Here is a 12,178-nt window from a genome sequence, read left to right on the forward strand (position 1 = left end):
GAAACCTCCCCTTATTGCCAGTCCGAATCAGTCGGACTGGCGTTTTTATCGTACCTATGAGGGATTGAAACTTCCACCTCTAACAGCTCGGCCGGGATGATCCAAGGCGTTTTTATCGTACCTATGAGGGATTGAAACAAAAATTTGCAAATCGTCCTGTAGAACATGTATTTACGTTTTTATCGTACCTATGAGGGATTGAAACTGCGCTAATCCTTTCGAAACGGTACCGGAGCAAATTCGTTTTTATCGTACCTATGAGGGATTGAAACGGACAACTGTTCCTTTCTCTACTCTTTCTCTCCATCGTTTTTATCGTACCTATGAGGGATTGAAACCTCTTAAAGAGTGGCGTGATGTTGACGTCCGCGTACGTTTTTATCGTACCTATGAGGGATTGAAACATGGAACGATCACGGTACATAATGATGATCGTCGCGTTTTTATCGTACCTATGAGGGATTGAAACCTTGGTATAACAATGTCATGTCGTCTGTTGGTGTTTGTTTTTATCGTACCTATGAGGGATTGAAACTTGCACCCACTATTGACCGCCTCCAAGTAGTTTTCTGTTTTTATCGTACCTATGAGGGATTGAAACGTAGTAACAAGCTGTCTAAACTTGTCAGCATAATCGTTTTTATCGTACCTATGAGGGATTGAAACACTAGCGTTCGGCAAGCTATCGAGATACCGTTTAAGTTTTTATCGTACCTATGAGGGATTGAAACTCTACGCAATATAGCGCGTCCATAGCCTTTTCGATAGGTTTTTATCGTACCTATGAGGGATTGAAACTATGACAAAATGGGTTAATATGGTGACAAAAGGAAAGTTTTTATCGTACCTATGAGGGATTGAAACCAGGGTTGAAATAATCTGTCATTGAATCGCTTTGGTCGTTTTTATCGTACCTATGAGGGATTGAAACCCCGACCCGTTTTTTATCATCGCTTCATGGAAACAGAGGTTTTTATCGTACCTATGAGGGATTGAAACATATATTAAAAGGCTAAAAATGGGCGCTCTGGGGCGCGTTTTTATCGTACCTATGAGGGATTGAAACTTTTTGAAGGTCGCGAATGTTTCTCGGAGGGGCATAACGTTTTTATCGTACCTATGAGGGATTGAAACTTTTTCTGCTCGATGTAAATATCCAAAAGCGGCGTTCGTTTTTATCGTACCTATGAGGGATTGAAACCAAGAGGCGATCGAGGACAAGGCTGAGAATATCGGGTTTTTATCGTACCTATGAGGGATTGAAACTCCAATCGCCCGCGTCGTTCCAATAGCCGCCGCTCGTTTTTATCGTACCTATGAGGGATTGAAACTCTGACCGCTGCTCCACTGATCGGTTTAATTGAGCCAGTTTTTATCGTACCTATGAGGGATGAAACCTGCGCCAGCGTCATAAAACGTTCGGCGCTTTTTTGTTTTCATCAAATTTATAGGGAGTTACATGTCTTGTGGTAGTATAGTGATTCTGAATTTTATAAAAAACTATCTCGTTTTTTATACCAATTTTTTGTCTATATGGTATAATTAGATTAGTCCAAACGATACAGAGGGGTGATACATTGATCGAAGCAATCGCCCAAATCGGAAAGATGGCGCTCGAGAAGCAGGGAGAAGCGTCGGTCGTTGACCAGTTGGTTGAGAATCCAGGTTATCCTTCTTGTGTGCTCATTTCATTGCGTGTGGATGGTGAAGGGAGCACCGTTTGGGAAGGATGCGAGGTTGAAGAATGCGGAAGCGATTATAAGAAATATTTGTTTCGTTCTGGATCAACGCGTGGAACCAATTATTCTCCCACAGCGAGAATTACGACGATCGAAAATACATATGATCAAAAAGTTCTCGGATGGTTTCGCAAAGTGAATCGGGTGATGGATGACCCGTTTCTCCGTTCCATTGAGCATGTGCTTGTGCAGCAACAAGAAGCGATTTTGCACGAAATTAAAGACAAGCTTTCGCTTTCTGGAGAACGTGCCATCGTTTCACTGAAAATCAATGGCGCTTATTTGTACGATTGGATGTCATTTCAGGATGCTTTTTTGTATTTGGTGAATGAAAAGGACATGGAATTGGCAGCCCACCATCAAGTGTGCGCGATTTGCGGAGAACGCCAAGACACGGTAATTGGCAAACTATCGGTTTTTCGCTTTTACACTTTGGACAAACCAGGGTTTATTACCGGGGGGTTTGATGAGGCAAAGGCATGGCGAAATTATCCTGTCTGTTTGTCCTGCAAATCCCATATTGAGGAAGGAAGAAAATTTATTGAATCGTATTTGCAGTATCGGTTTTATGGGTTTTCTTATTTGGCGATTCCCAAGCTGCTGATTCCTGCTGGTCGTGATGTATTGGACGAGCTATTGGAGTATTTGGTTAATGGGAAAAAGGATATCCGAATCCATCAAGATCAAGCCGAATCGTTTATGACAACGGAAGAGGATTTGCTTGGGACTTTGCAGGATTATGACAATTCTCTTTCTCTGCAGCTATTGTTTTTGCAGAAAATTCAAAGTGCGGAGCGGATTTTGTTGCTGATTGAGGATGTATTGCCGTCGCGGATTAGTGAGTTGTTCCGGTCGAAAAGGGTGACAGAAGCATTGTTGTATGGTGAGGATCGTTATCCTTTCCATTTTGGATTTATTCGCACGTTTTTCCCTTCTGGTGTTTATGATAAGTACTTTTTGCAAGTGGTGGAGTATGTATTTCAAAAGAAACCGTTATCCATTTCGTTTTTCTCCCCCTTCTTTATGGAGCAGCTACGAGCGGATTTTCACGATTATGAAGCTGGTGACGGATCCTTTGTCGCTAAAACGCGTCAAGCCATTGCGGTCATGATCTTTTTGGAACAGGCTGGAGTATTGGTGAGGAAAGGGGATCAGGTGGTGGAAGGAAAATTTGCGCATTTGTTTGAAACATATGGAGGGCAATTGGAGTCGCCTGAGAAACAAGCCGTTTTTCTGCTGGGAGCATTGACGCAAATGTTGCTTGACATCCAGCAGCAACAACGCGGCAGCAAGCCATTCCTGAAACAACTCATGGGGCTCAAAATGGATCAGCAGGCCATCAAAGGACTGCTACCAAAAGTGATTGGGAAACTGGAAGAATACGAGTCTTACTATGGGGGGCATCGACAACTGGCTGAAGAAATTTCTCATTTATTTTTGTCCTCTTCCCCTAGATGGAAATTATCCGTCGATGAGCTGAATTTTTATTTTGCGTGTGGGATGAACTTAGTGTCGAAAGTCAAAGAAATTGTGTGGAACAAGGAGGAACAATAATATGGTGAAACAACGTTCAGAGCTGCTCTTTTTGTATGATGTGCAGTGGGCGAATCCGAACGGCGATCCTGTGGATGGCAATAAGCCGCGAATTGATGAGGAAACAGGGAAAAACATCGTCACCGATGTGCGGTTGAAACGGACGATTCGTGATTACTTGTATGAGTATCGCCATCAAGAAATTTTTGTCCGTGAAATTGCTCAAGACGATGATTATATTCAAGATGCGAAAGCGAGAGCGGAAGACTTTTTAGTAAAAGATGGTGAGAAACTGGATAAATCGAAATTGACCTTAAGTGAAATGAAAAAGATCATCAATGATGAAGTGCTGCGTCAATGTATTGATGTGCGGTTGTTTGGTGTCACCTTGCCGATTGAAAAAAGCTCAAAAGAAAAAAGTTCCATTACCCATACAGGGCCAGTCCAATTTAAAATGGGGCAGTCGCTTCATCGGGTGAAACTGGAATACATCAAGGGGACAGGAGCGTTTGCCTCAGGAGGGCAAATGACGCAGAAGACGTTCCGTGAAGAATACGTGTTGCCTTATTCGCTCATTGCGTTCTATGGGGTCATCAATGAAACGGCCGCTCGTTTTACGAGATTAACAGAGGAGGACGTGGAGCTGCTTGTCGACGCGATGTGGGAGGGAACGAAAAATTTAATTTCCCGCTCGAAAGTCGGGCATGTTCCAAGGCTGCTTTTGCGTGTGGTTTATCAGGAGCCTCACTTCCATATCGGTGAACTGGATAAATACATTTCCCTGCATACTGAAAAAGCGGAAGAGGAAATTCGCGATGTCCAAGATTATGTGCTTGATGTGTCTCGACTCATCGAGGTATTGGCAAGGGAGAAGGAGAAGATTGCGAACATTGAGTTGCGGCAAGATGAAAGACTTGTGTGCAACGAAAACCTTGTCGACCGGTTGCGGCAAGAAGGCATTGTCGTGGATATTCGGTAACAAGGAATGAGTGCAATGAATGTGCTAGTGTTCGACATTCGAGCTGATTTCGGGCATTTTCGCCAGCTGTACTCGACTTCTTCTCCTCTCACGCACTCATTCATTCCGCCGACGGCGTTTTTTGGACTGCTCGGCGCGATCACGGGGGTTGGAAAAGAGGAAAACGAGTATTTGCGAGTGTTCAACCATAAAACGACCAATATGGCCATACGTCTCATGGGGCCAGTGCGGAAGACAAGAGTTGGCATCAACTATGTGAACACGAAAGGAAACATATGGGTGCCAAAACAGCGACGTGAAGGGGCGCGAACGCAAATTCGTGTTGAATTTTTGCGTTTTCCTCATTTCCGTTGCTATGTGTCGATGAATGACCATGAGCGATTTTCATACCTTATTGATCTCGTTCGGCAACACAAAAGCGTATATACTCCATGCCTTGGATTGAGCGAATGTTTGGCGGATGTCCAGTTTGTCGCTATGGAAGATTTCCGCTTCGTTCAAGGAGCGGAAAGGAAAACAGTGTCCATTTGTTCGGTGCTCCCAAGGAAAGATGTACAAGTGTTGGAAGTGGAAGAAGGCAAGGAGTATCGCAAAGAGAGAGTTGCTTGGGAGATGGATCCGGAACGGGTTGTTTCCCGATACGAAGAAGTGATTTTTGAGGCGGCAGGACGGCCGATTCTCGCCTCTGTCCCTCATTATTGGGAAAATGAACAAGGAGAGCGGGTCGTCTTTTTCTATTCCGATGGAAAGGGAGAGTAAGATGTATTCCCATCCTCATTATTTATTATCTGAGCATTTGCGGGGGGTGGAGCAGCTTTCCTCCCTCTTTTTGTCTGAGAAATCGGTTCGCTTAGCTGAACCGGTGCTATTGGATAAAGTGAACCGCTGGATTGCGCTTTTTCATGATCTGGGCAAAAGCCATGCCTTCTTTCAGCAATACATTCAGTCGCCTGATACGTTTCAAGGCCCGGCGGCGCTAAAAAGCCATGCTCTTTTATCGGCGGTCTTATTAGCGGTCTTTCTGAAAGATCAAGGTGTTGACGAGTTTTGGCGGCTGTTGGCTTTTCTTGTCGTGAAACGTCATCATGGAAATTTAGATGATTGGCTGGAAGAGTTAAAGCGGATGGGCGAGGAGACGAAGGCTTTGCTCAAGCGTCAAGTCGAAGCGGTCGATTATTCAGCGTTGGCGGAACAAATGGCGCTTGCTGGCTTTGGAAAAGAGGGGAATTGGACGAAAGAAACTTGGTTGGCATGGCTGGATGAATTTTTCACCGAGGCCCGGTCATTGCGCCGTTTTATCATGTCGTGGAATCGAAGAAACGAATCCCTTGCTCCGTATGTGCAAGTATTGTTTCTTTTTTCTTTGTTAATTGACGCGGACAAGTCGGAAGCGGGGATTGTGCAGAAGCAGTCATGGTCATTTTCTAAGCGTAAAGATGTCCCTGTGGATCTCGTTTTGCGCTACAAACAGCAGCAATCATGGCATCAAACGGCGCTAAACCAGCTTAGGGAACGGGCGTTTCAAGAAGTAGACAGGACGCCGATTGATCTCAGTCAACATTTTTATCGTCTGAATTTGCCGACAGGGATGGGAAAAACGTTGGCAAGCCTTCATTTTGCTTTGCGCCTTCGCGAAAAAATCGAGCAGCAGCAGGGAGTCAAACCACGCATCATCTATAGTCTGCCGTTTCTTAGTGTCATTGACCAGACAGCGAATGTGCTCAAAGAAGTGTTTTCTGTCAATGGAGTTGAGGAAGATCACCAATTGTGGCTCGCGCACCATCATCTCGCTGACATTCGTTATACGACCAAGCAAGATGATGAACGATATGATGTAGATTATGAAGCCGCCAAACTATTGATCGAAGGTTGGCATTCAGAATTGATTGTGACCACTTTTGTTCAATTGTTTGAAACAATGTTTTCCAACCGTAATGCCTCATTACGCAAGTTTCATCGGTTGGCCAACTCGATTATTCTCATTGATGAAGTGCAGGCCGTGCCTCATCGATACTGGTTGGCCATTCGTCGGTTGTTTGCGGCCATGGCGGAAGAGATAGGCTGTTATTTTCTTTTCAGTTCGGCCACCGATCCGAAATGGTTTCCTGAAGCGGTTTCGCTCGTTGATGAACAGGCGTATTTTCAACCACTTTCCCGTGTGACGCTATATCCACACATCAACGAGCCGATGACAATCGAGGAGTTCGCCCGCCAAATGGAGTGGGAAGAGGGGAAAACATATTTATTTATTCTCAATACGATTGAAAGTGCGAAAGCGTTCTACCATGCACTTCTCGAGGAGGGGATCGACGAGACAGAGGTCATATTTCTATCTACCCATATTCCTCCCAAAGAGCGCCTTCGACGAATCATGGCAGCGAAACATGGGGAGTATCGGATTGTCGTCAGCACCCAGCTGATAGAGGCGGGCGTAGATGTTGATTTTGACGTGGTCTATCGTGACTTAGCGCCGCTTGATTCCATTCAACAGGCCGCCGGGCGGTGCAATCGCCACGGACGTCGTAAAGGAGAAGTGCACGTTGTGCGCTTGACAGACAACAGACGGTTATATGCAAGCTATATTTACGATGCCATTCGACTGGATATTACACAAACGTTGCTAAAAGGAAAAGAAAAAGTGGATGAGGGGCAGTTTTTACAGTTGATAACGTCTTATTTCGAAACATTGGCAGCCCGGATGAGCAATGCGGAATCGGAACGATTGTTAAAAGGGATGATGACGTTGTATTTCGATGGCGAGGAAGCGATTGACCGAATCCCTGTGTCTCATTTTCGTTTGATTGAGGGCGATGGAGAAAAAATCAATGTCTTTATTGAATTGGATGAAGAAGCCGCTGATGTGTTTCGTGAATATGAGGAGATTTTGCGCCTTGGTGACCGTTGGGAACGGCGAAAACGCTTCGCCGCTCTAAAAAGTCGCTTTTCACAATATGTGATTGCCATTCCTGTGAAAGTGGATCATCGGCCGCCGATTGTCCATGGCATCGGGTATGTGGGGAGAGATTCATTGAACGATTTTTACGATGAGACGCTTGGTTATCGAACGAAAAGCGAAGGATTGATTTGGTAGGTGGGGTCAATGGAATATGAAATGCCTGTCACTGGCACGGATATTTGGTACTACTACATTTGTCCGCGTGAAGTATGGTTGATGAAACATCAAATTGCTCCTGATCAGGAAGATGAAGCGTTGGAAATTGGGCGGTTTCTTTCCGAAACCTATTATCAAAGGGACAAAAAAGAACTATCGATCGGTCATATTGTCATCGACCGTATCCGTCAAGAAAATGGGGAACTGATTATTGGAGAAGTCAAAAAATCATCGAGTTATTCCAAAAGCGCCCGAATGCAGCTGTTGTACTATTTGGATACATTAAGGCAGGTGGGGATTGAGGCAAAAGGGGAATTGCTGTTTCCGAAAGAGCGGAAGAAAGAACAAGTCGAATGGACAGAAGAGGCACGAAGTGAGCTGGAACGCGCCATTACAGACATCCGACGCATCGCGCGAATGTCTGTCCCGCCGCCGCCAAAGAAGATTTCATTTTGCGGCAAATGCGCCTATCGTGAATATTGTTGGGCGGAGGAATAAAACATGAAGAAGACGCTGTATATTTTTCAAAATGGTGAACTGCGGCGCAAAGATCATAGTTTATACTTTGAAACGGAAGAGCGGAAACGGTACATTCCGGTTGAAAACACAAACGATATTTACATTTTTGGCGAGGTGGATGTGTCCAAACGATTTTTGGAATTTGCGGCGCAAAAAGAGATCATTGTTCATTACTTTAACCATTACGGATACTACGTTGGCTCTTTTTATCCACGGGAACATTTGAATTCGGGCCATGTAGTGTTGAAGCAGGCGGAACATTACATCGACCCTGCCAAGCGGTTGGAGCTTGCTTGCCTGTTTGTCCAAGGATCGATCCGCCAAATGGAACGGGTGCTGAAATATTATCGCTCTCGTCTTTCTGATCCAGAAGAATTGGAAAAAGCTTTGCAATTGATCGAACGTGAGGAAGGGAAACTCTCCCAAGCGAACACGGTCGAACAACTTATGGCTGTAGAGGGTCATATTCGCGAAGCGTACTATGCTTCATTTGATGCGATCCTTCGCCATCCGGATTTTGTATTTGAAAAGCGGACTAAGCGTCCGCCGCACAACCGTTTAAATGCATTGATCAGCTTTGGCAACTCGATTGTCTACACGATGTGTCTTAGTGAGATCTACAAGACGTACCTTGATCCGCGCATCGGATTTTTGCATAGTACGAATTTTCGCCGCTTTTCCTTGAATTTGGACATCGCGGAAATTTTTAAACCGATCATTGTGGATCGTCTGATCTTTACACTAGTCAACAAAAGAATGTTGTCTAGCAAACATTTCGAGAAGTTGACAAACGGCATTGTGTTGAATGAAGAAGGAAGAAAACTGTTCGTCAGTGAACTTGAGAAGAAAATGCAGACAACAGTCCAGCATCGTCATCTTGGCAAGTCTGTATCCTATCGCCGTTTGATTCGGCTTGAACTGTATAAAGTCCAAAAGCACATCCTTGGTGAAAAAATGTACGAGCCGTATGCAGCTCGCTGGTAGGTGGAGTCATTTGTTTGTGATTCTCGTGTATGATTTTAACGAAAAGCGAGTGGCAAAAGCATTGAAAATTGCCCGCAAATATCTCCATTGGGTGCAAAACTCTGTATTCGAAGGAGAAATTACGTCAGCCAACTACGAAAAATTAAAAATGGAATTGCGACAACTTATGGATCCTGATGAGGATTCAGTCATCTTTTACACATTTCGCACGCAAAAGTATTCAAAAAGGGAAGAAATGGGACTGAAAAAAGGTGGAGATGAATTCATTCTATAAGTCAAATGGTATACACTAAGGAAGGCAGGAAAAAACATGAGATTGACAGTGACCATGAGCGGACGGCAAGGGACGGTTTCCTTGCCGCTGCATTATCAGCATTTGTTGCAAGGATTATTGTACCGTTCGTTAGAGAATGAACAATTAGCCGCGTTTTTGCATGACAGGGGATTCCGTCACGGGAAACGTTCATTTAAACTGTTTACCTTTAGCCGTTTATTTGGAACGCATCAAGTGAATCGAGAAAGGAAAACAATTCATTTTTTGGGGGATTTCCAATGGCATATCGATACCGCTCTTCTAGAGCTGACTCAACAACTTGGGCAGAGATTCTTGGTGCAAAGGGAGATTGAGCTTTACGGACAGTTGATTGAAGTGAAAAGTGTCAAAATGGAGAGCGTTGACATACGGGGGCATGAAATTGACGTTGTCATGCTTTCTCCACTGACCGTATACAGCACGTATGAGACGATGGATGGGAGAAAGAAAACGCAATTTTTTGATCCTGATGATGAGGTATTCCCCCACTTGATTGAATTGAATTTCTGTCACAAATATGCAGCGTACTATGGTGTTCCGCCAGCGGAACGATTATCGATTCAACCGATCTATGTTCATCGGCGTCATCGTGTGGTCACACTATTCAAGGACATGTATATTACAGGCTGGATGGGACATTATCGCCTTTGTTCTTCGCCAGAACAGTTGACATTTTTGTACCACGTCGGTCTTGGCAGTCGAAATTCACAAGGGTTTGGAATGTTTCGCCTCGCAAGTGGATAAACCAGCCGCAAGATTGTCGTCGACCTCCAATCGTGCAAAAACCCCGGGGGATCGACGACAATGGTTTTTGGCGGTTCAGACTTACAGCCATCGAGGTTGAAGGTTATTGACAGAATTTTTGAAATGTGGTATTCTGAAAACAGCGCTAGATCGAAATGCTTGATGCAACAAGCATTTTTGGGTTTTTATCGTACCTATGAGGGATTGAAACATTTTTTGTTTCGGTTTCCCCTCGCGCTCCCCTTCGTTTTTATCGTACCTATGAGGGATTGAAACCGAACCATCCGCTCGAAGGTTGATCGGCTAATGCCGTTTTTATCGTACCTATGAGGGATTGAAACTCAGGATAGAGAATGGTCACCTGCACAGGCTGGGTCGTTTTTATCGTACCTATGAGGGATTGAAACCCAATCTATTTCCAACGGTGGAATAGCATCGGTATTCGTTTTTATCGTACCTATGAGGGATTGAAACATGGGTATTGTCCCAATAAGTCGCCGAAACATAGTTCCCGTTTTTATCGTACCTATGAGGGATTGAAACGCTTCACGATGATCCGGCCGACCACCCTACCGGCTCGTTTTTATCGTACCTATGAGGGATTGAAACTAAAAGTGGCTTCCGGTTTATTCAAAATACTTTCCGGCGTTTTTATCGTACCTATGAGGGATTGAAACCCCGACATGTTCCGAAACTTTAACTCTGGGGCGTTGACGTTTTTATCGTACCTATGAGGGATTGAAACTCGTTCGCACCACACCAAATGTAGTCGGCTTTTCGACGGGTTTTTATCGTACCTATGAGGGATTGAAACAGACCATGACGCGAATTCAAGATTTGCGTTTGGCCTTGGTTTTTATCGTACCTATGAGGGATTGAAACCCTTCAGGAAGATTGATAGCATTATCCGTATTATTGAGTTTTTATCGTACCTATGAGGGATTGAAACAAGGTTTAATCGAAGGTATGAAGGCGATGACCGGAGTTTTTATCGTACCTATGAGGGATTGAAACAAAAACCTTTTCTTCCTTTTTGAAAGGCTTACAAAAGTTTTTATCGTACCTATGAGGGATTGAAACTCCCCAAGCGCAATGAGTTTGGTAAAGTCCTCGCTGCGGTTTTTATCGTACCTATGAGGGATTGAAACTTTATTGACGGTCTTTTTTGCTTCTTTTGCAGCTTGGTTTTTATCGTACCTATGAGGGATTGAAACTTTTTCATACAGCCTTGCCAGTTCTCTACGCACTTCATTGTTTTTATCGTACCTATGAGGGATTGAAACTCCCCAAGCGCAATGAGTTTGGTAAAGTCCTCGCTGCGGTTTTTATCGTACCTATGAGGGATTGAAACTTTATTGACGGTCTTTTTTGCTTCTTTTGCAGCTTGGTTTTTATCGTACCTATGAGGGATTGAAACTTTTTCATACAGCCTTGCCAGTTCTCTACGCACTTCATTGTTTTTATCGTACCTATGAGGGATTGAAACTCCCCAAGCGCAATGAGTTTGGTAAAGTCCTCGCTGCGGTTTTTATCGTACCTATGAGGGATTGAAACTTCAAGACTTCCTCCGGAGAGCTATCCGGAGAAGCAGCGTTTTTATCGTACCTATGAGGGATTGAAACACAATACGGCTAAATTCATCTTCGCAGCCAACCACGGTTTTTATCGTACCTATGAGGGATTGAAACAGGTGACCATTGATAAAAAAGAAACAGAAAAACTTCGTTTTTATCGTACCTATGAGGGATTGAAACGGCGGCACGATTGCGATCAACATCCAAAACATGACCGTTTTTATCGTACCTATGAGGGATTGAAACATCTTTTCGGTGATTGTACTCATCGTTCCGTCTGTGTTTTTATCGTACCTATGAGGGATTGAAACCAATATTCCAGCAATAGGTGACGTTCCAATCGAGACAGTTTTTATCGTACCTATGAGGGATTGAAACCCAGTTCGACCCGTTCCACCACTCATATAAATAAATCGTTTTTATCGTACCTATGAGGGATTGAAACGGGGATGGGACGACCACCAACCGAACCACGCCTGTCGTTTTTATCGTACCTATGAGGGATTGAAACACGACGATTGCCAAAGAATCGCCAGAACACTCACAGGCAGTTTTTATCGTACCTATGAGGGATTGAAACTTCAGAATGAGTCCTGTCACGGTATACCCATTTTTGTTTTTATCGTACCTATGAGGGATTGAAACAAAATATGACGTTCGATCAATGGAAAAAGGAGCGGT

At 44.2% G+C, this 12,178-nt stretch carries 8 protein-coding genes and 2 CRISPR repeat arrays (2 of these 10 only partly in view); all 8 genes read left to right on the top strand.

Annotation, left to right across the window (positions count from 1 at the left end; genetic code table 11):
* Positions 1–1,398: a CRISPR direct-repeat array (repeat unit 30 nt; unit sequence GTTTTTATCGTACCTATGAGGGATTGAAAC); it begins 223 nt to the left of the window's first position.
* Positions 1,399–1,577: 179 nt separating this feature from the next.
* The 8 genes from GYMC52_RS01790 to cas6 are packed head-to-tail and all read left to right on the top strand — an operon-like array spanning position 1,578 to position 9,923.
* Positions 1,578–3,293 carry a TIGR02556 family CRISPR-associated protein gene (locus GYMC52_RS01790; RefSeq protein ID WP_013522863.1) on the top strand — a complete coding sequence of 572 codons (1,716 nt, stop codon included), beginning with the start codon at positions 1,578–1,580 and terminating at the stop codon, positions 3,291–3,293.
* 1 nt (position 3,294) lies between these two features.
* Positions 3,295–4,251, top strand: a complete 957-nt coding sequence (gene cas7b / locus GYMC52_RS01795) for a type I-B CRISPR-associated protein Cas7/Csh2 (RefSeq protein ID WP_013522864.1) — start codon at positions 3,295–3,297, stop codon at positions 4,249–4,251.
* A gap of 15 nt (positions 4,252–4,266) precedes the next feature.
* A complete protein-coding gene (gene cas5b, locus GYMC52_RS01800; protein ID WP_013522865.1) occupies positions 4,267–5,010 on the top strand; it encodes a type I-B CRISPR-associated protein Cas5b in 744 nt (247 codons plus the stop codon).
* A gap of 1 nt (position 5,011) precedes the next feature.
* Entirely contained in the window at positions 5,012–7,342 is a 2,331-nt protein-coding gene (locus GYMC52_RS01805) for a CRISPR-associated helicase/endonuclease Cas3 (RefSeq protein ID WP_013522866.1), read from the top strand.
* Between the two features lie 9 nt (positions 7,343–7,351).
* On the top strand, positions 7,352–7,861 hold the full coding sequence (cas4, locus tag GYMC52_RS01810; protein WP_013522867.1) for a CRISPR-associated protein Cas4: 510 nt from the start codon (positions 7,352–7,354) through the stop codon (positions 7,859–7,861).
* A gap of 3 nt (positions 7,862–7,864) precedes the next feature.
* On the top strand, positions 7,865–8,866 hold the full coding sequence (gene cas1b / locus GYMC52_RS01815) for a type I-B CRISPR-associated endonuclease Cas1b (RefSeq protein WP_013522868.1): 1,002 nt from the start codon (positions 7,865–7,867) through the stop codon (positions 8,864–8,866).
* A gap of 10 nt (positions 8,867–8,876) precedes the next feature.
* Positions 8,877–9,140 (top strand): CRISPR-associated endonuclease Cas2, encoded by a 264-nt coding sequence (gene cas2 / locus GYMC52_RS01820; RefSeq protein WP_013522869.1) that lies wholly within the window; start codon positions 8,877–8,879, stop codon positions 9,138–9,140.
* 36 nt (positions 9,141–9,176) lie between these two features.
* The gene (gene cas6 / locus GYMC52_RS01825) at positions 9,177–9,923 is read left to right on the top strand and encodes a CRISPR-associated endoribonuclease Cas6 (RefSeq protein ID WP_013522870.1); all 747 of its coding nucleotides are present in this window, start codon (positions 9,177–9,179) and stop codon (positions 9,921–9,923) included.
* A gap of 181 nt (positions 9,924–10,104) precedes the next feature.
* A CRISPR array of direct repeats spans positions 10,105–12,178; the repeat unit is 30 nt; unit sequence GTTTTTATCGTACCTATGAGGGATTGAAAC (it continues 359 nt past the right edge of the window).

The sequence above is a fragment of the Geobacillus sp. Y412MC52 genome, assembly GCF_000174795.2.
GTDB classification, from domain to species: domain Bacteria; phylum Bacillota; class Bacilli; order Bacillales; family Anoxybacillaceae; genus Geobacillus; species Geobacillus thermoleovorans.

Excerpts from the sequence above, each read along its gene's own strand:
- cas7b (WP_013522864.1), top strand. The coding sequence starts at position 3,295 with ATGGTGAAACAACGTTCAGAGCTGCTCTTTTTGTATGATGTGCAGTGG.
- cas5b (WP_013522865.1), top strand. The coding sequence starts at position 4,267 with ATGAATGTGCTAGTGTTCGACATTCGAGCTGATTTCGGGCATTTTCGC.
- cas4 (WP_013522867.1), top strand. The coding sequence starts at position 7,352 with ATGGAATATGAAATGCCTGTCACTGGCACGGATATTTGGTACTACTAC.
- cas1b (WP_013522868.1), top strand. The coding sequence starts at position 7,865 with ATGAAGAAGACGCTGTATATTTTTCAAAATGGTGAACTGCGGCGCAAA.
- GYMC52_RS01805 (WP_013522866.1), top strand. The coding sequence starts at position 5,012 with ATGTATTCCCATCCTCATTATTTATTATCTGAGCATTTGCGGGGGGTG.
- cas6 (WP_013522870.1), top strand. The coding sequence starts at position 9,177 with ATGAGATTGACAGTGACCATGAGCGGACGGCAAGGGACGGTTTCCTTG.